This is a genomic window from Methylophaga sp. OBS1, assembly GCF_026319365.1.
In genome coordinates this window covers 551,537-571,568 of sequence record NZ_JAPDMS010000001.1, presented here as the reverse complement: position 1 = coordinate 571,568, position 20,032 = coordinate 551,537, and the positions used below count along the sequence as shown (strand labels likewise).

Genomic DNA, 20,032 nt, shown 5'->3' with positions numbered 1-20,032 from the left:
GTCAATGGCAGGTGCTTAATCAATAAGGCCGACATCCACTAGGCATAATTTCAGACACTGTAATCAGCAGGCACGAAGCGTATGAAAACACAATCACCAGATGATTTGACTATTGAATTTACGCCACTGGAGAAAATTGAAGTGCTCTATAACGAGTTAGTCAATTGGTATGGTGAAGCAGATAAAAAAGAGTTACGCGTGGCCGCCAAGCTATTGATTGTGGCCCTGGAAAAATTCTCTATTCACGCAGGAGCGGGCTGGCAGCAAATGGTTCAGGAATACGTCGATATCCTCAAACAGGACCCCGATAAGTTTGAGCGGATACTGGAATCAAATCGTGGCGAGCTCAAGCAGAAAAAATCTACTGATGCTTACCACTAGTCACAGAGCAAGCACAAAGTCCCTGTTCTGTTCACTTTCCAACAGGCCGGCAAACTTTCTGGTTTGCTTTGGCAGGTAAAGCCAGTCATCGACAATATTATTTTTACTGCGTTTTTTTGTCATCTCAGCCGGTTCGAAGAAGAATTTGGCGTTTTCTGCAGTAAGAACAAAAGGGGCATGACCTTGTTGCATCATCACGTAGCTCATGATCAGCGAGCCGGTTCTGTGATTGCCTTCGAGAAATAACTGTGGCTGACTGAGCATAAAGGTAAAAATGCCGGCAGCTTGCTTCCAGACACTGTCGTGGTCGTGAATATTCAGCCACTCCATTAATTGTCCGATACCTGCTGTCTGGTTTTCGTAGAAGTAACTTTCGGTTGCTTCAAACTGAGAGGCATCTTCAGTCGCTGACACCGGTGCATGTTCAAACAGCACGGTATGATTGAGCTCAAGTAAGTAATGCGAATTCCCGTACTCAAACAGCTCAATGCCCTGAGCGATAAACTGATCGATCAAGGCATACCCCGACAGGAGATTGGCGATGACCTCATCCGAGGGGGGCGTCTTTTTAACAGTCAGCGTAGCATTGATTTGATGGAACCGCTGTTGTGTCCGGTTCAGAGAAGATCGGATCTCAGCCAAGTTTAACCGTGATGGTGTCATGATCAAGCCTTACCCCGACACCGTGATAAAACAAGTAACTGCAGCCCGAGTCTGATTAACATCCGTTTTAATCATACTCATCATCAATTAGCTGAACTCACCCCGGACATAAGCCTGAGTCAATTTCTGCTTGGGATCTTCAAAAATCTGTTGCGTGTCACCCATCTCTACCAGATGACCGGTGCGACCGCCTTTAGAGATATCCACGCCCATAAATGCCGTCACATCTGCAACACGGGTCGCCTGCTGCATGTTATGCGTGACCAGCGCGACACTATAGTGCTGTTTCAGCTCGATCATCAGTTCTTCAATCTGACGTGTGGCAATGGGGTCCAGGGCAGAACAGGGCTCATCCATCAAGAGGACATCAGGCTCAGTGGCGATAGCTCTGGCAATACACAAACGCTGCTGCTGACCACCTGACAAAGACAGTCCGCTGTTATTGAGCTTGTCTTTCACATCGTTCCAGATAGCAGCACGCTCTAATGCTCTGACAACCATTTCTTCTTCGTCACCTTTAAAGCGGTTCAGACGCAAGCCGAAAGCGACATTGTCATAAATGCTCATCGAGAACGGGTTCGGTAACTGGAATACCATGCCGATGTATCTTCTGACGACAACGGCATCGACCTTTTTACTGTAGATATTCTGGTTATGGTAATGAATCTGACCGTCGAACCTGAACGAATCAATCAGATCATTCATTCTGTTCATACTTCTCAGCACCGTACTTTTACCGCAACTGGAGGGGCCGATAAAACCGGTGACTTTGTTTTTTTCAACCGGGATGTTGGTGTCACGCACGGCACGAAAGTCGCCGTAGTAAATGTTGTTTACCTGACAGTCCAGCACGACCGGGCCTTGTGGCACGTACTTTTCAGCGATAAAAGTGTCCAGTTCGGATTGATTGTTCATGTTAAACCTCGACTAATCTTTAAATTTGCTTTTGCCGACAACGCGAGCCAGGACATTGAATATCAGTACAATCATAACCAGTACCAAGAACGCGGCCCAGGCCAGCTCGATCTGATTGTCAAACGGCATACCGGAGAAGTTGTAAATCAAAATTGACAGAGATTCAGTTGGCTCAGCCAGTTCCGCCATGTAGNAGTTNCTGAACAGCGCCGTGAACAGTAATGGAGCAGATTCACCGGCGGCCCCGGCTACAGCCAGAATCACGCCCGTCAGAATACCCGGCAGGCCTGTAGGTAAAACGACTTTCAGGATGACCTGTGTATTGGTACAGCCCATACCGAATGCCGCATCTTTCATCTTTTGCGGTACCTGTTTCATGGCTTCTTCGGCAGCCAGGGTCACGGTAGGCAGCATCAATACCGCCAATGCCACGCCACCGGCCCAGGCCGAGTAGGTACCGGTAGTCACCACCAGTACGGCATAAATGAAGACACCAGCCAGAATAGAAGGGAAGCCGGTCAGTACTTTCGCCAGAAAGCGGGAAGTCGTGGCCAGCTTGCTGCTGGGGTCGAGTATGGCCAGGTAGATGGCGGCCATGGTGCCGAGAGGAATACTGATAGCGGCAGCAATACCCACCATCACCAGGGTGCCGACAATCGCGTTACCGAAACCGCCGCCCATTTCAAACCCGGCCGGTGGCAGGGCGGTGATTGCTTCCATATCAAGACGTGCACCGCCTTCCACAATCAGCATGTAGATGACAGAGAACAGGGGGATACTGGCAATGACAGCGAGTACCCATACCAAACCTGTCAACAATGTATTTTTCAGCGCCCGCCACTCAAGTGCATTCCTCTCCAGCGAGGGGAGATCGAATTGGGGTGGCATGACCTGTTCGTCGAGTTGATTCACTTTTTGCCCTCAAATTTACGCATGGTGTATTGCTGTACTGCGAGCCCAGCGACATTAACGATAAACGTAATAACCAGTAGCACCAGGGCGGCGTACATCAGTGCCTGAATTTCCAACTGGCCTGCTTCAGGGAAAGTGGAGGCCAGTAATGAGGCCAGGGTATTGGCAGGCGCAAACAGGGAAACACTGATGTTATTGACGTTACCAATCAGCATCGCCAGTGCCATGGTTTCACCCAGAGCGCGGCCGAAACCCAGTACCATACCGGCTAAAATGCCCGAAGAGGCGGTGGGCAGCATGACTTTCAGTATGACTTCCCATTTCGTCGCCCCCATGCCGTAAGCCGCCTCTTTCACTTTGTAGGGAATCCGACGGAAGGCATCAGCAGAGATAGCCGCGACGGTGGGTAATATCATGATTGATAACACCAGGGCAGCCGGTGCCAGGCCAGGGCCGCTCAGTTCAGTGCCAAACAGGGGGAACCAGCCCAGTTTTTCATGTAACCATTCCGCACCGGGTCTGAGTAAGGGGATGAGTACATAAATGCCCCATAAACCGTAGACAACAGAAGGAATGGCGGCCAGCAATTCAATGATGGTTCTGAATGTCACTTCAATCTTGGCATGGACAAACCCCTGAGTCAGGAAAATGGCAATGCCTACACCCAGCCCACCGCCAATCAGTAAGGCCAGTAGTGAGCTGTAGATTGTTCCCCAAATTTCCGGTAGTACCCCGAAAACTTGCTCGTTGGTGTCCCATGTGGTGCCTGTAACAAAGCCGAGGCCGTGTGCTTTTATCGCGGGCATGGCTTGAGAGCCCAGCTCGAATACGATGTAGCCCACAAGAAGCAGAATGGAAAGCGCACAGAAGTAAGCAAAGGCTCTGAAAATGGCATCTTTCAGGTAGTCAGAAGCAGAGGGTGGTGCAGAGAGTGTCCGCGTGCTGCTGGCTGGTTTAAAGGGATCGTAGACCATGAGAAGACCTGTTCAGGATACGGAGATTGATAGCAAAATGCTGCAAGCACCAGTCAGGCGCTTGCAGCATTGAACCAAAGCAGTTAGCTCTCAATGATTTATTTGATCATTGCTGAAGCGTTACGAACGCGCTCTACTACATTTTCGGGCAGTGGGATGTAACCCATTGCTTCAGCCGATTCCTGACCGGTGGTCACCATGTATTCGATCAGGTCACGCAGCGCTTTGGCTTTTTCATCATCCTGGTCTTTATAAACCAGCAGCCAGGTGAATGAAGCGATGGGGTAGGCATCTTCACCAGATGGGTCAGTGGCCCAGGCACGCAGGTCAGGAACGTCGCTGCCCGGCAGATTTCCTTCCGGGAAGGTGGTTGTAGCCAGCGCGGCTGCACCGGTTTCGCTACCAGCAGGAATGAAGTTGCCAGCCTGGTTTTCCAGCATCGCAGTGGGTGAGCCGGTCAGTTTGGCAAAGCCGTACTCAATGTAACCAATGGCGCCGGGGGTTTGTTTGATAGTGGCTGTCACACCATCGTTTTTAGGTGCTTTGACCAGCTTGATATCATCGGGCCAGTTGGGAGATTTAGCAGCACCGACGGTGTCTTTAAATTCAGGATTAATCGCAGCGAGGTGGTTAGTAAATACATAGCTGGTGCCGCTGGAATCAGAACGAACAACCACAGTGATTTTCTCGTCTGGCAGCTCAACACCAGGGTTGGCAGCCTGAATTTTCGGGTCGTTCCAGTGGCTGATTTTACCCATGAAGATAGCAGGGTAAACATCGCGAGGCAGTTTCAGTTGCTCAACGCCATCCAGGTTATAAGAAAGCACCACTTCACCAGCCGTCATCGGCAGCAGGATAGTGCCTTTTTTAACCTGCTCAATTTCGCTGTCTTTCATTGCCGCATCACTGGCAGCAAAGTCGACAGTTTCATTGATAAAGTCGCGAATACCCGCGCCACTACCTTTTGATTGATAATCAACACGAACGCCATCGGTTTGTTTGCTGTAGTCTTTAAACCATTTGTTATAAAGCGGTGCGGGGAAACTGGCGCCAGATCCATTCAGCTTCAATTCTGCGTGAGCTGTGGCTGATGACAGGCCGACAGCAACAGCACCTACCAACAGGACCGACTTTAAGTTGCGTGCTAATAACTTCATAAAAACTCCCGATTTAGAAAAACCTAATGCAATACGTCATGTGTATTTGCTGCACGTTAAAGAAGTTTGATTAAAGTTTTATGACAGTGATGAAATAAATGCATGCAGCACATGCAATCAGCATGATGTGTCTGCCGGCACTGCAGCAATCAGGCGGAGAGTAAATCGGTAAAAAAACGTTCATAGTCCCGGGATTATCGCCACGGGATCGAGGTTATATTAATGTCCTCTGCGAGGCTCATTCAGCGTATTCAACTCGTTTCCGGGTGATCGGGCTTTTCAGCGACGATCAATGACACTGAATCGCACATCTAACCGGCCTCCACCTGCCGAAGGTGGCCAGATCCGATGCCGCTGACCAGAAGGGAAAGCGATGCTGAGTTTGAAGATGATATCGGTCAAGCCTGCTACCTACGGAAAAGACGACTCACTCCTGGCGTAAACCCAGAAATTTAAATTTCAGGATTTTTTCCTATGTTTAATGAGGGTTTGCAAGTAGTAATTTAACGGAAACAAGTTGTGTGAATTTCATCACATCTTGGAGTCAATCAATTATTTTGCTGAGCTAGCCAGGCTCTGGGGGAGTGTGTGATGAATACACCATCTATTCATCAGCAGGTAGATAATGACACGACAGCGTCAGTCAAAAATGAGACCGTCGGCGATCTCTATCGCTCACATAATCTCTGGCTCCTGAGCTGGCTGCGAAGAAAACTGGGTTGCAGTGATGACGCCGCGGATCTGATGCACGATACCTTTTCCCGTGTATTGCAGAAAGATGATTTGTCCGACATTAGAGAACCCCGCGCCTTTCTGACTACTATTGCCCATGGCATCATGGTCAACCATCTGCGTCGGCGGGATATTGAACAAGCTTATCTCATGGCACTATCCCAGTTGCCGGAAGCTGAGTCACCATCGACAGAGACGCTCTGTATGATGGTAGAAGCATTGACTAAGATCGACGAGATGCTTGATGGTCTGCCGGATCATATTCGCAGTGCGTTCCTCTGGTTCCAGCTTGAAGGGATCAGTCACGCCGAAATTGCCTCTCGTCTGTCGGTTTCGGTCAGCTCGGTCAGACAATACATTGCCAAAGCTTTATTGCACTGTATCGAATTCGCCTAGCACGCCAGCCAACCCCCGCATATTGGCAAAATGACAATGAACCCGAAGACCACCAACCCACTCACCTCAGCCACTAACTGGTACGTGCTGCTGACTTCTGGCGAGGCCACCGACGGAGATCGCCGGGACTGGGAAGACTGGCTCAAAGCCTCTGCTGAAAATGAGCGAGCCTGGCAAAAAGTGGAATCGGTGACAGGACGCTTTGCCGGGCTCGACAGCAGAGCCAGTCTTTCTGTGCTGGATCGTCCACTGCATGAGAGGCTCGCCATTTTCGCTGAGCAACGACGTCGTGNTATCNAACACCTGAGCCTTTTGTTTATGGTCGGCACCAGTGGCTGGCTCGCCTATCAGCACAAACCCTGGCATGGACTGATGGCTGATTTCGCTACAGCCAAAGGTGAAATAAAGCATGTCACCTTACAGGATGGCAGCAAACTGGTGCTGAATACCAATACAACAGTGGCGGTGCAGTTTGATAAGCAATACCGTCATATTCAACTGCTTCAGGGTGAAATATACATCGAAACTGCCAAGCAGCCCGTCGAGCAACATCGCCCCTTTATCGTCACAACCGAACATGGCTCTGCCACCGCACTCGGCACCCAGTTCAGTGTGCGTATTCATGACAAGCAGAGTCAGGTGGGTGTGTTCAAAGATGCGGTCGAAGTTAAGGCCAGTGACGTGAGTTCACACTCTGTGAGGCTTAACGCGGGTGAGAAAGTCTCATTCACACGTAATAAACTCCCTGAAAAAGAGGCTTTCGACCTCTCAGCCAAAGCCTGGACACAGGGCTTTATTATTGCTGACAAAATGCCGTTGAAAACCTTTGTCGATGAACTTTCCAGATACCATACCGGCGTTTTACGTTGTGACCCGGCTATTGCTGATCTGACTATCTCAGGTGCCTTCCCTTTGACTGACACGGATGCCACCTTGAACAGCATCAGCCAGATTCTGCCGATTCAGGTCGAGAGCCATACCCGTTACTGGACCATGATAAAGCCAGCTCAGAAAGAGTCTGGCTAGATGAAACGTTGAATTTCAAAAATTAATAATTTTTTCAAAATCGACTGACACTTTTCCAATCTCGATTGGCATAACCAGTATAAAAGCCAAAAAATATAGCGGGAGAGAAAAGTGAAACCAGTTAATCCGGGTGCGATCAGCCCCAAGAAAATCCTCCACCTTAGTATCACCCTGGCCATTCTCGGGGCAACGCCACTCGTTGATATACAGCAAACCGCCTTTGCTGCTGATGCGCCTGAATCTACTTCCACAGAAACAACTTACGATATACCTGCAGGTCCATTGAGCACGGCGATTTCCAGTTATGCTGCCCAGAACGGTGTGCGCTTAACCTTCGACCCGGCCTTAGCTGACGGCAAAAGCACCGATGGGCTGCAAGGGCAATACAAGGTTACTGAAGGTTTCGAAAAACTACTGCAAGGCAGTGGCTTGCAAGTGGTGGATGATCAGGCTGGCGGTTATTTCCTGGTGCCGGGGCAGGAAGGATTACCTGGATTGGGGGAGGACCGTCTGATTCTGGATACCGTTAAAGTGCGTGCGAAGCGCTTTTATGAAGTGGGTCCCTTACCCGGACTGGGTCTGACCAAGGAGGAAATTCCGGGTAACGTACAAAGTATTTCTGCAAAGGAGATCAGGGAGTCTCACTCGATCAGTATGACAGACCTTTTTAATTCAAAACTTCAGGGCGTTACAGTCAACGACTACCAAAGCAATCCTTTCCAGATGGATTTGCAATATCGTGGTTTTACGGCAGGACCTCAAATTGGTACTCCGCAAGGTTTAAGTGTTTTCTTGGATGGTATAAGAGTGAATGAGCCTTTTGGTGATGTCGTTAACTGGGACATGATGCCAATGAATGCTATTGCTAGTGTTGATGTGTTTCCCGGTTCTAACCCTATCTTTGGTTTGAATACGTTGGGGGGGTCCTTTGCCTTAAAAACAAAAGATGGGTTTAACCACACTGGCACTGATGTTCAGGTTCTTGGTGGTTCATTTGGGCGCAAACAGGTTCAGGCAGAAAAAGGCTGGAATAACGGGACTGTAGGTTTGTTTGGTGCTGGTAGCTTTTTTGATGAGGAGGGCTGGCGTGACAATTCACCCAGTAAGGTGAATCAGTTTTTTGGTAAAGCGAGTTACCGAGGTGAGAAATTAGATCTTCACCTTAGTACTTTGATTGTCGATACAAGCCTGGTTGGGAATGGTCTGATTCCAACCGAAGAGTATGCTGCTGATAGAGAACGTGTTTTTACATCACCAGACGTTACTAAGAACAGGTTGCAACAGTTTCAATTATCTGGCGCCTATCAAGTGAATGACACTTTTAGTATCACGGGACAGGTTTATCGTAGGAAGAGTAAACGTGAGTCACAGGGAGCGGACGTTTATACCGATTTCGAAGATCAATATGTAAAACGTAATTTAGATGAAGGAGAAGAGTTTACTTGCATATTTGATTCTAATAACAAATATGGCCTTCCAGATTATGCTGTATTCGATTTGCCAAATGGCGATTTCTTTTCGATTCTTGACCCATCATCTCCATATTATGAATTCACGCAAAAGACCGACTTCGAGGAAGCTTTTGCAACTCTCGACTCATCGATGATCAATCCTGATCTTCCTGACTATTATGTCGAGATGGCGCTAGATAATTTCCACAAGAAAAAAAACCATGAGAATAGTTTGTTTCTTAATTCTGTTGATGAGCAAGGATACCAAACGCTTCCTCCTGGAGAGCGAACTTCCTATTCAAACTCGGAATTTTCTTATGAGTTTGAACCTCTTTACATCCTTTCACAATATAAAAACGTAGACCCTTTATTCTCTGCATATTTCGGGCAAACATACTTCTATTATTACACACCTGACGGAGTCAAACACGCGCTTGTTTTTAAAAATCCCAGGAACGCAGATACATGTATTGGGGATACTCTTGTTACAGCAGAAGAGGATATTTATTTGGAAGATGAAAATAACCGGAGACAGTTTGTAGACGGTGGAGATAACGCCCTGACAGCACCGGGATTTGTCGATGGCACTCCGACAGCGATTCTTACAGATAACACAATTAACCAACTCACTGATGGGGCCTCGATTCAATTGAATTGGAACACAGACAAGCACAAATTTATGATCGGAGCGTCTGTTGACCGGCCCTATGCTGAATACATTACGACTCAGCAGTTAGGTCTGTTAACAGCTGATCGTGAGTTTTATTTTGCACCGGATGAAATCAGGGACCAGTATATTGCAGCCGACAGGCCTATCGCCAACAATAACTTTGATGGTGAACAACTTACTAAGAGTATCTATTTCAGTGAAACATGGAGCCCTGTAGATACGTGGCACTTTAATTTTTCAGCCCGATATAATGATACGCATGGTGAAAACCGTATCAAATCCAGAACATGGGGACGAGGTTATGTTTCGAGTATAGCGAGATATGAAGCCAACCCTAACGCCTACGACGCATGTGCACCGGGGGAGGATTGCCCTACTGGATACGTCGTTCCTGACGAACTCAATTTTCTTAACCGTGGGGAAACCGAAGAGTTTAGCTACTACTCTTTAAATCCTTCTCTGGGCGTGGCATGGCAAGCTAGGGATGAGCTCAATGTTTATGCAAATTTTGCTCAAGGGGTGCGTGTCCCATCTGTGATTGAACTTGGTTGTGCACTAGATAAAACACCTGTTTCGCCAAATAATATGTACAAAAGTCTTGCGGAGAAACGAAGTTGCTCATTACCTTCGACACTGTCAGGTGACCCTTATCTGCCACAAATTAAAGCCGAGACATTTGAAGTTGGCCTTCGGGGATACATTGATGATTTTATTGAATGGAATGTCACTGCATACAAGACAAACATCAAAGATGATATATATCTAGTCTCATTTTTTGGAGGACAGGATTTTTTTGACAGTATTGGGAAAACTCAACGACAAGGCTTGGAGCTAGGTATTTCAGGTCAAAAAAATAAATGGGGATTTAGCATCAACTACTCGTTAACTGAGGCGACATTTCAAGATAATTTCACTACTGGTGGGCATGATAACAGTAGTTCATATGAAGGATTTTCTGGAAACAATAACTACAGTCGAGTGATTGATGTGGAGCCCGGAGCTCGTATGCCGGGGGTGCCATTGCATAATCTCAACGCGACAGTAACTTATGACGTGACACCCAAGTGGCAGGTAGGCCTGACAGCAATAGCACACTCAGAGAGCTATGTTCGCGGGAATGAAAATAACAAACATCGTCCCGGCCAAGTTGTCTATGAGTCAGTTGAAGTTTCTGGAAGTATGGAGACAGCTCCAAGAAAAGCATCCAACAATCCCGGCACAGTTCCTGGATACATGATTTTTAACTTACAGAGCACATATCGTTTTACAGACAACTTCAGAGTCAATTTACTTGTAAATAACATATTCGATAAAGAATATTTTACAGCTGGAATGTTGGGTCGAAACCCTTTCTCTCCTGCAACCTATGGTGCTGTTGGACCTGACGGTTATAACCATAATTCACTGGAATGGAACAGTACAAACTTTGTCGCTCCCGGCGCCCCAAGAGGAGCTTGGTTAAGCATGCACTGGCAGTTCTAGTTCATGATAGGTCTCTCTCAGTGCTGGCTCTTGATGTAATGAGGGTCAGCATTTTTTCTTCAATCGTTATTTCTCAGCTCATGAAATGACTGCTGGCATCACATACCTGGATAAATGAATATGGATATTCACCGTAAATTCCGGTTGAGTTTGAAGTTAATCAAATACCTTTGTATTGCTGTTTTCATCCTCTTTTTGCTAGTAGTGCAACTTATGCAGCCGGATGCTTGATTGGGTGACCGTTGTCACTTTGTCTTTCTTAATTGGCATGGTTAGTAGAGACGCCACCTTTCCCAGAGTTTAGCCGTGTGTGTTCTCAATCTGCCAATCATCACTAAGGAAAATCACCAATGGATATCACTGCGCCGAATATCGTTGAATCCGTGCTTATCTTTCTTATCTTTTTATCCGTCCTGATTTGGGCAGTGGGCATGTCCAAATATGTCACGTTCCTGCGTTATGCAAGGGCAGATAGGGTTTTTCTCAGGCGCTTTTCCGAGTCTAACCACATAAGGGAGCTTGATGACGCGCAGATGAATCAAAAAGGTCGGCTAGCGCGTGTTTGCCATGCTGGGCTGACTGAGTTGGATTTAATTCAGACGCTGGAGGGCAAGGTCAGTAACGATGAAAAACGGGAGATTCTGAACCACGCATTGCAGCAGCAGGCGCATGTGGAGCAGGCCCGGATGGAAAACGGCTTGTCGATTCTTGCCAGCGTGGGTTCCACGGCACCGTTTATTGGTCTGTTCGGTACGGTGTGGGGGATTATGAATGCGCTGAAAGAAATCACGGCTTCCGGTTCGGCCAGTCTGGATGTGGTGGCCGGGCCGATTGGCGAGGCCTTGATTGCGACAGCGGTTGGTATTGCCACGGCGGTTCCGGCGGTGCTGGCTTATAACTATTTTCTGCGTAAGGTGCGTCTGTCATCAGCGACGATGAATAATTTCGCCTCCGCTTTTCAGTTATTAGCCCTTAAGTCCGGTGCGATTTCCAACAGACAAACCGGCAACTGATTTTTCATTATTCATAAGAGGCAAACGCCATGGCAATGAATAGCGGTGGTAGTGAAAACATGATGAGCGAAATCAACGTCACCCCGCTGGTGGATGTGATGCTGGTATTGCTCACTATATTTATTGTGACGGCGCCTTTGTTGATGAATGCGGTGCCGCTGAACTTACCCAAGGCCACAGCAGATATTGCGGTGACGCAGCCTGAGTCTGTCACTATCAGTGTCACCGAGGATGGCAGTACCTTTTTTGATAAAGAACCGGTGACGCCTGATTCGCTGGATGCCAGGCTACTGGTGGCAGCAACTAATCAGGATCAGATTGTTGAGATCTTTGCTGACGAAAAGGCCGAGTATGGCGCGGTGGCTGATGTGATGGCTGCGATCCAGCGTGCCGGTATCAGTAATTTCACCTTTGTGATGCAGCCTGAGACGGGGCAGTGAGTTTGAAAGCGGCCTTTGTTCAGATGGTCTTTTTATGACTGCCCTGGTTACAGATTTATCATCATCAAGTGCTATTGGGGCTGATCGACTATGGCCCGGCTTTCTGTTGGCACTGTTGATTCATCTGCTGGTGATAGTGGCCTTTATGCCTTCCATGCAATCGGCGCAACCGGCAGCGCCTACGAAAATCGTCGTGTCAGTGAATCAGCTACGGCCAGAACCGGAATCCGAGCCTAAGCCCATGCCTGAACCTGAGCCACCCCCGCCGGTGCCGGAAGTCATGCAGCCAAAACCGATTGATAGCAAACCATTGCTGACAGCTAAAAATGAGCTGCAGAAACCGGATCAGATCCTGGTGCCGGAGCAGGTGGAACAGGTCGAACCCAAAGTCGAGCCGGAATCGCCAGCGCTGCCTGAAGTCGAGAAACCGAAACAACCCGAGCCGGAAAAAAAGCCTGAACCGAAGCCAAAACCAGAGCCGAAGCCAGAACCGAAACCACAGCCCAAGCCAGATCCAAAACCGAAACCCAAGCCGGAACCCGTGAAAGAAAAGGTTGAGCCCGAGCCGGTAGAAGCGCCGCCTGCCACCGAGCTTGTCGAGGCTGACACCGCGCCGGATCAGACTGTGACAGAGAATAGCGCCGAGACAACAGCCGAGGTCACTAATCCCAATGCGACCAGTGCCAGCACTAACGGCAAAGACACAGACTCAAGGAACCAGGGTAATGTCAGTACCGGCGAGGTTGATCGTAATGCGGCCTGGAAAGGCTATGGGCAACTGCTGTATGCGATGGTGTCCAAGAATAAGGAATACCCGCAGCTGGCGATACGCCGGAATCTGGAAGGCATCGTGCTGGTCAACGTGCAGTTCGTGAAAGGTGAGTTGGTAGAGATTAAAATCGTCAATCCGGGCAGTGGCCATGCAGTGCTGGACAGGGCGGCGAGGAAGATGCTGGAAAAAGCAGTCAGAGCCATCCCCGTGCGAGGCGATCTGGCTGGAAAGACTTTCTCTGTTGTTGTGCCAGTCGATTTTAAACTGACCAGTTGAGTCGAGAGTGTGATGCCAGCTATCTGGCCGGGGTGGTTGAGATGGCAATTAATGATTACACATTGAGTAATTGCCCCGGGTTAAGAGCCTGAACGAGTCTCGCAGTCAATCCACCATATTCTTTTTCAGCAGATCCGTCACAATTTCTGGTACGTAGGTGCGTCGAATGGTAATGGCGTAAAAGTGCTCATAGACATTTGGCAGTACCTGGTATTCGGCTAATCGGCCATTAGCGATTTCATCCTTGACCACAACTGAAGGCAGGGCGGTAACCGCCCCGGTGTCTCTGACCAATAGGCGCAGCATCGCCATATCATCGGCTTCTGCCATCACTGCCGGACTATAACCGACTGTCGAACAATAGGCATCGAAGGCAGAACGGATTTCTGTGATGCCTGTAGGCAGAACCCACTTCAAGCCGTCATAGCCGTCCGGGAATGTCGTGTCGGGTTTAAGTTCAGCAGGTCCGATAATAGAGACGGATTGCCTTGAAACCAGCTGACTCTGCCAGATAGCGTCGTCGTTCTGCTGGCTGACGGAGCGGTTGGTCAATACCAGATCGAGTTCGTGGCTGCTGAGACCATTCAACAGGTTTGTCATCCCCCGGGTACTCAACGTAAAGCTGACATTGGCTTCCTGTAATAGAGGACTGATGAAGGATTCGGTGAAGTTTCTCGACAGGGTAGTGAGTACGCCGATATTGATATGACGTTGTGTCGCCAGTTCTCCCTTCTTCAGAAAGGATTGCAGCTCTTCACCGGTGGTAAAGATTTCATCGGCGTAACTCAGCACTTTCCTGCCGGTATCGGTCAGGACAAGCTGTCTTCCCACGCGTTCAAATAACTGTACGTCCATGGTGGTTTCAAGCTGTTTGATTTGCTGTGACAGCGCTGATTGCGACACGTGACACTCTTCCGCCGTTCGCGTGATGCTGCCTGAGATCGCAACCCGCCAGAAGTAATAAAGATGATGATAGTTAATTTTAGCCATGGTTAACCAAAACTTATTAATTTATTAATTATTATCTATTTTATTTATGTTATCGCGTTTGACATACTGCTGCCAGCAAAGGAGGTATGCCTGTGAATCAATTCATCTCGTCTCACTTATCCATTCTTATCCCTCTGGTTTTAGCCATGGGTGCCTGGCTGGCCGGCAACCCGGGTCTCTCTGACAACAAACGCCGCAGGATACTGAGAACAGTCTCCCTCGCTATCATAGTCTCGATGTTCATTGTCACAGCCAGTTATTTTCTGCTTTCTCACCAGGCTTCGACAGGCATTTTGGCGATGAACGGCATCAATCTTACGGTCCTGTTTTTGATCAGCTTCATGGCTGTGATTCTGATTAAATTTTCTGAGCGATACATCCGTTCAGAAGCACGCTCTGACCGCTTCTGGCGCTGGTTATTACTGAGTCTGACTTCAGTTTCTGTGGTTGTGCTGAGTAATAATCTGTTGTTGTTATGGCTGGGCTGGGTCTCGATCAGTCTGTGTTTCCATCGCCTGTTGTTGTTTTATCCCGACAGACCCCGCGCTGTGCTGGCTGCGCACAAGAAATTTATTCTAGCCAGGGTCGCCGAGATCTGTCTGCTGGGCGCTGTGCTGCTGTTGTATTATCAGCACGGTACATTCCAGCTCAACGCCGTTCTGGACTACTACCTCAGTGTCGCACCCGGCCACGAACTGAGTTTTGTCGAAAAAGCGGCGGCTTTCCTGCTCGTGCAGACTGCCTTGATAAAATGTGCCCAGTTACCGCTGCATGGCTGGTTGATTCAGGTTGTAGAGGCACCCACACCTATCAGTGCGCTGTTACATGCCGGTATCATCAACCTGGGCGGTTTTCTGCTCATCAGTTTTGCGCCGTTGATGGCACTGGCACCGGTCGCCCAATGGACCCTGATTGTGGTGGCCGGCTTGAGCACATTGATCAGTGCGCTGGTGATGGTGACCCGAATCAGCCTCAAAGTCCGGCTGGCCTGGTCGACCTGTGCCCAGATGGGACTGATGCTGATCGAATGTGCCCTGGGATTGTATGAGCTTGCCTTGCTACACCTTCTGACGCACTCGCTATATAAGGCTTATGCATTCCTGAGTACCGGTGAAGCGGTTCAGGATTACACGCTCAAGCAGTTGGCACCACAGCAAAAAGTGACGTTTGATACGGCACTTGTCTGTTTGTCACTGGCTGTCGTCGCGACGGCATCCATTCCTCTTTTGACGGCTTATCAAGGGCCTCTCAGCATCTGGTTGCTGGTGAACGCCGCGCTGGCGCTGTATCTGGTCTCGGCATTGAGACAGGGGCTGTCACTGGCCAGTCTGTCTGCAGTGTTCATCGCCGCAGGGTTAGTCGGTTTCTATCTTGGCGGCAAGGCGCTGCTTGATAATCTGATAGCTGAACTGCCAGTGACCGGCATGTTCTCAGCCATGGATATCTGGCTAATGGCGCTGGTGCTGGCCTTGTTTATCCTGACGGTGCAGATTCGGGTTTTCCCGCAAGCCAAACAGACACAAACCCTCTATCGCTGGTTATTCTCCGGCCTGTATCTGGATGAAATGATGACACGCCTGACACTTCAGCTCTGGCCTGTCGTGCTTCGTCCGAAACTTCAGCACAACAAGACCGAACAACAATCTATTGAGGAGTCCTGGGTATGATTGACGCCAAAGCTGAGTTCAACAGGGAAGCAAGTGCCGAGCAGCTTGCAGCTATTCGTCATGCCTGCGCACAGATTGCGCCCAACTGGCCACTGGACCGTTTCATCGCTGTCAATGCCTTGTGGGAATGTCGTCATCATCCCATCGAACTGGTCTCAGCCAGGTACGCGGCGTTGGCCGGTGTCAAAACGACCCTGTCTGCGGATGAACTGCTGGCCAGTTTTGATAATGGCACTATCTCCGAATCATCACTTATTGCAGCCGCAAAGGCTTATAAGCTGAGCACTGACATTCCTGATCTGAGAGCCGGTCTGAAGCAATCCTCCCCGGCTGTCTGGCTGAGTATCGCTGAAATTGCAGATCTGAGTCGCGACCACCACAAAATGCGCTGGCAGGACGAGACTATCCATCAAATCAGCCAGTTTTGTGGTGAGTTTATCAATCAGCACCCGGACAACCTGGAAAGTCTCTATGCCCGCTGGCTGGATTTCACGACGCATGATTATGGTATGTCTCTGTTGATGGGGGAGAAGCATCTGCGGGAAGCCTTCGTCGATCTGCCTGGTGATTTCGATACCCTGTTTGCCGAAGTCGCCGCTGAACTCGATCTCAGCAACTACGATCTGGAGATATACGCACACAAACTGCTTCTCAGTATCAATGGCTGGGCCAGCTATTTCTCCTGGCAGCGCTGGGAAAAACAACTGCAGGGACAGGACAGCCAGTATGTGGAGTCACTGCTCGCGATCAGAATGGCCTGGGACCTGGTTGTCTGGCGTCAGCTAAAAAAGAAAAACGAGACCACAGACTTTCGCACCCTGGAAGCCCGCTGGGCCCAACAGAAGTTTCAAATTAACGAGCTCATTGATGAGCATATTGAGCATTTGCGTTATTTCTGGGCCTGGACGCATGCGGCGGAACTGGAATACCAGAAAAAGCTGCATCAGATCCTGAAAACTTCAGCACGATCCGGTCAGGATACGCCTGTGTTGCAGGCCGCGTTTTGCATCGATGTTCGTTCCGAACGTTTCAGAAGAGCTTTGGAAAATCAGAGTCCAGCGATTCAGACCATCGGCTTTGCCGGCTTCTATGGCCTGCCTATCAGTTATCAGCCCGCAGAGACACCGACAGTGCGTCCTCAGTTACCGGGTCTGGTTGCACCGGCGATCAGAGTCAGTGAGAAAAAAGCAAGTCAGGATAAGCTTCATAACCTGCACACGCTGAGCCACTGGAAGAGCTGGGGCAATTCCTCGGTCTCAGCGTTCACCATGGTCGAAACGGTGGGCTGGACTTATGCGTTCAAGCTGCTCAAGGACAATTTTCTGCGTAAGAAAAAAGAGAATCTGATTGATTCACTCAGTCACCATCATGACTGGGAACTGCTGAACCAGGACCAGCCGCTCAGTCTTGAGGAGAAAACCAGTCTGGTCAGTGGCGTTCTGAAGGGCATGGGACTGACCCAGCAGTTTGCTCCGACCGTACTCCTGCTCGGTCATGGCAGTGAGACCCGCAATAATCTCCATGCCTCGGGTCTGGATTGCGGTGCCTGTGGCGGCCAGACCGGTGAGGTCAATGTTCGTGTGCTGGCGAGTTTGCTCAATGATGCGGTCATAAGACAGAAGCTGGCAGAAGCGGGCATTCAGATTCCAGAACAGACGCGTTTTGTTGCCGGTTTACATAACACCACCACCGATGAAGTGAGCTGCTTCGGGGAAATCGACACGGAGATCGAGGGCTGGTTGAAACAGGCTTCCAACGCCACGCGCCGTGAACGCGTAGCGACGATGGAGACGGGATTGCAGGAGCTTGACGACCATAAACTGGAGAAAGCACTGTCAAACCGTGCCAGAGACTGGTCTGAAGTCCGCCCGGAATGGGGACTGGCCAACAATGCTGCGTTTATTGTAGCACCGCGTGATCGCACACGCGCCTTGCCGCTCGATGGTCGGGTATTTCTACATGATTACGACTGGCGTCAGGATCCGGATGCCGCCTTACTGGAACAGATCATGACCGCCCCCATGGTGGTGACTCACTGGATCAATATGCAATACAACCTGTCTGTCGCGGATAACAACTTTTTCGGCAGTGGCAACAAGCTGCTTCACAATGCGGTTAATCAGCACATCGGGGTTTTTGAGGGCAACGGCGGTGACTTGCGTATCGGCTTGTCATATCAGTCGATCCACGACGGCAATCAATGGCGTCATCAGCCCCTGCGTCTCAATGTCTATATTGCGGCACCCAAAGCCGCGATAGAGAGAGTCATCGCGGACCATGAGACCGTCAGGCAGTTAGTCGATAACAACTGGCTGTTCCTGTTCTGCTGGGATGATGACAACGTGATTGAACGATACCTGCCAGGTAATCAGTGGGAGCTGGCGAAATGAAGTCACTCAACCACCTTCAGCAACTGGAAGCCGAAAGTATTCACATTATGCGTGAGGTGGCCGCAGGCTTTGAGAATCCCTGCATGTTCTATTCGATCGGCAAGGATTCAACCGTCATGCTGCATCTTGCCCGCAAAGCTTTCGCGCCCGGTAAAGTGCCATTCACGTTACTGCACATTGATACCACCTGGGAGTTTGCCGAGATGGCCAGCTTCCGCGATCGGCTGGTCGACAGGCACGACCTGGATCTGATTGTTCATGTGAATGAGGCTGCATTGGCTGAAGGGGTACACCCGATTGAATCAGGCTCAGTGGTCTATAACGACCTGATGAAAACGGTGGCGCTGAAACAGGCGCTGGATAAACACGGTTTTGATGCTGCCCTGGGTGGAGCGCGCCGTGACGAAGAACGCTCCAGAGCCAAGGAACGCATTTTTCGGTCCGAAGCCCCACCCACCGCTGGGACCCCAAAGCACAACGTCCTGAACTCTGGAATATTTACAACACCAGGTTGAACCCGCGGGAGACAGTGAGAGTCTTTCCTTTATCGAACTGGACTGAGCTGGATATCTGGATGTACATCCTCAGAGAAAACATTGATATCGTGCCGCTCTATTTCGCCAGGCCCAGACTTTCCTGGGTCGATGAGGGCACTGGCCAGATTCTGGGGCTGGATGATGAGCGTATCCTGCCTTACCTGTCTGAATCGGAAAAAGCGAGCATTGAAGAACGCTGGATACGCTTCAGAACGCTGGGCTGTTATCCCCAGACAGGCGCAGTTGAGAGCCGTTCTTAAACAGTGGGCGATATCATTATTGAAATGATTAATTCCCGAACCAGTGAACGGCAGGGACTCATGCTGGATAAAGACCAGGCCAACTCCATGGAGCGGAAAAAACAGGAGGGGTATTTTTGAAAACGGCTGCGTTGCTTACCAGGCATCGTAAATCTCAACAGCTGGCGCCTGTTTTGTACGATATCGGTATTGAGTTGGTCGAAATCGATTTTTTCGATACCGACACGCTGGGGACTTTTGCCGGAGAAGTTGAAAGAGTCCTGACACCCAGTGAATGCGCGCTGGAAAAGGCCAAAAAAGCTGCTGAAATGAGCGGTCTCAACATGGGGCTGGGTAGTGAGGGCAGTTTCGGTGGCGGACCGCTTGGTGGTCTGATGAACTGGAATCAGGAGATTATCTGCCTGTACCAGAAAGAGCCGGAACTGGTCGTCTACGCCTCTGCTGAGGGCCCAACTGCGATCAGGGCCATCAAAGCCGATAATATCGACGAGCTGGTCAGCAAAATGTCGGATTTTCAGCAGCAGCGATGGATTGTCCGATGCCCGGACGGTATTCTCAAAGGGCTCACGCAAGATGAGGTGGCAGGTATTTATCAGGCTCCCTTCACCCAATGGCCCGTCGAACTGGAGCCCGACTTAAGAGCGATGCACTCACCACTCAGACAGCTCATGATCCAGAAGGCGGCACTGAACCTCGCTGAGCGTATTCAATCCAAATGTCCTCAGTGCGACGCTATCGATTTCTGGCCGGATGAAAAGGCGTATGGTCCGGCCTGCCAACAGTGTGGTTACCCGACTAATGAAGTCAAAGCGCTCACAAGCACCTGCAAATCCTGTGGTTACCGGGACACTGAGACCGTGCTTGTCAGCGGTGATGAACGTTTTTGTGATCAGTGTAATCCCTGAATCAGGCCGTTGTCTGCATATTAA

Annotated in this window: 16 protein-coding genes and 1 pseudogene; 11 read left to right on the top strand and 6 right to left on the bottom strand. The window is 49.6% G+C overall.

The features are described from left to right. The first annotated feature begins 81 nt into the window (after positions 1–81). Positions 82–381: a hypothetical protein gene (locus tag OMQ46_RS02725; protein ID WP_266235637.1), complete on the top strand. Its 300-nt coding sequence runs from the start codon at positions 82–84 to the stop codon at positions 379–381. Here OMQ46_RS02725 and OMQ46_RS02720 read toward each other — a convergent pair whose 3' ends face one another. The 5 genes from OMQ46_RS02720 to pstS all read right to left on the bottom strand — a co-directional run bounded on the left by OMQ46_RS02720 (position 382) and on the right by pstS (position 5,002). Beyond that, a complete protein-coding gene (locus OMQ46_RS02720) occupies positions 382–1,044 on the bottom strand; it encodes a hypothetical protein (protein WP_266235635.1) in 663 nt (220 codons plus the stop codon). It abuts the gene before it with no gap. A gap of 87 nt (positions 1,045–1,131) precedes the next feature. Continuing rightward, positions 1,132–1,959 carry a phosphate ABC transporter ATP-binding protein PstB gene (gene pstB / locus OMQ46_RS02715; protein WP_266235634.1) on the bottom strand — a complete coding sequence of 276 codons (828 nt, stop codon included), beginning with the start codon at positions 1,957–1,959 and terminating at the stop codon, positions 1,132–1,134. Between the two features lie 12 nt (positions 1,960–1,971). Then, complete coding sequence (gene pstA, locus OMQ46_RS02710) at positions 1,972–2,871, bottom strand: phosphate ABC transporter permease PstA (protein ID WP_266235632.1); 900 nt, start codon at positions 2,869–2,871, stop codon at positions 1,972–1,974. Further along, on the bottom strand, positions 2,868–3,845 hold the full coding sequence (pstC, locus tag OMQ46_RS02705) for a phosphate ABC transporter permease subunit PstC (RefSeq protein ID WP_266235630.1): 978 nt from the start codon (positions 3,843–3,845) through the stop codon (positions 2,868–2,870). The genes pstA and pstC overlap by 4 nt, the downstream gene beginning before the upstream one ends. Positions 3,846–3,943: 98 nt before the next feature. After that, entirely contained in the window at positions 3,944–5,002 is a 1,059-nt protein-coding gene (gene pstS, locus OMQ46_RS02700; protein ID WP_266235628.1) for a phosphate ABC transporter substrate-binding protein PstS, read from the bottom strand. A gap of 591 nt (positions 5,003–5,593) precedes the next feature. Here pstS and OMQ46_RS02695 point away from each other — a divergent pair. The 6 genes from OMQ46_RS02695 (at position 5,594) to OMQ46_RS02670 (ending at position 13,260) form a co-directional block, all read left to right on the top strand. Further along, positions 5,594–6,130, top strand: a complete 537-nt coding sequence (locus OMQ46_RS02695) for a sigma-70 family RNA polymerase sigma factor (protein WP_266235626.1) — start codon at positions 5,594–5,596, stop codon at positions 6,128–6,130. Between the two features lie 36 nt (positions 6,131–6,166). Continuing rightward, on the top strand, positions 6,167–7,156 hold the full coding sequence (locus OMQ46_RS02690; RefSeq protein WP_266235624.1) for a FecR domain-containing protein: 990 nt from the start codon (positions 6,167–6,169) through the stop codon (positions 7,154–7,156). A gap of 111 nt (positions 7,157–7,267) precedes the next feature. Further along, positions 7,268–10,759 carry a TonB-dependent receptor domain-containing protein gene (locus OMQ46_RS02685; protein ID WP_266235622.1) on the top strand — a complete coding sequence of 1,164 codons (3,492 nt, stop codon included), beginning with the start codon at positions 7,268–7,270 and terminating at the stop codon, positions 10,757–10,759. Positions 10,760–11,292: 533 nt separating this feature from the next. After that, on the top strand, positions 11,293–11,772 hold the full coding sequence (locus OMQ46_RS02680) for a MotA/TolQ/ExbB proton channel family protein (RefSeq protein WP_266235620.1): 480 nt from the start codon (positions 11,293–11,295) through the stop codon (positions 11,770–11,772). 29 nt (positions 11,773–11,801) lie between these two features. Beyond that, positions 11,802–12,212 (top strand): ExbD/TolR family protein, encoded by a 411-nt coding sequence (locus OMQ46_RS02675; protein ID WP_266235618.1) that lies wholly within the window; start codon positions 11,802–11,804, stop codon positions 12,210–12,212. Between the two features lie 106 nt (positions 12,213–12,318). Then, positions 12,319–13,260 (top strand): TonB family protein, encoded by a 942-nt coding sequence (locus OMQ46_RS02670; protein WP_266235617.1) that lies wholly within the window; start codon positions 12,319–12,321, stop codon positions 13,258–13,260. 105 nt (positions 13,261–13,365) lie between these two features. On the opposite strand, the gene OMQ46_RS02665 is transcribed toward OMQ46_RS02670, so the two are convergent. Continuing rightward, positions 13,366–14,250: a LysR family transcriptional regulator gene (locus tag OMQ46_RS02665; protein WP_266235616.1), complete on the bottom strand. Its 885-nt coding sequence runs from the start codon at positions 14,248–14,250 to the stop codon at positions 13,366–13,368. 92 nt (positions 14,251–14,342) lie between these two features. On the opposite strand from OMQ46_RS02665, the gene OMQ46_RS02660 reads away from it, so the two are divergent. The 4 genes and pseudogenes from OMQ46_RS02660 to OMQ46_RS02645 all read left to right on the top strand — a co-directional run bounded on the left by OMQ46_RS02660 (position 14,343) and on the right by OMQ46_RS02645 (position 20,008). Then, complete coding sequence (locus OMQ46_RS02660; protein WP_266235614.1) at positions 14,343–15,917, top strand: NADH-quinone oxidoreductase subunit L; 1,575 nt, start codon at positions 14,343–14,345, stop codon at positions 15,915–15,917. Continuing rightward, entirely contained in the window at positions 15,914–18,307 is a 2,394-nt protein-coding gene (locus tag OMQ46_RS02655; protein ID WP_266235612.1) for a YbcC family protein, read from the top strand. Before OMQ46_RS02660 ends, OMQ46_RS02655 begins: the two co-directional genes overlap by 4 nt. Beyond that, a pseudogene (cysD, locus tag OMQ46_RS02650) lies at positions 18,304–19,223 on the top strand (sulfate adenylyltransferase subunit CysD). Before OMQ46_RS02655 ends, cysD begins: the two are co-directional and overlap by 4 nt. Then, complete coding sequence (locus OMQ46_RS02645) at positions 19,220–20,008, top strand: DUF6671 family protein (protein WP_266235611.1); 789 nt, start codon at positions 19,220–19,222, stop codon at positions 20,006–20,008. The pseudogene cysD and the gene OMQ46_RS02645 overlap by 4 nt, the downstream one beginning before the upstream one ends. The last annotated feature ends 24 nt before the right edge of the window (positions 20,009–20,032 follow it).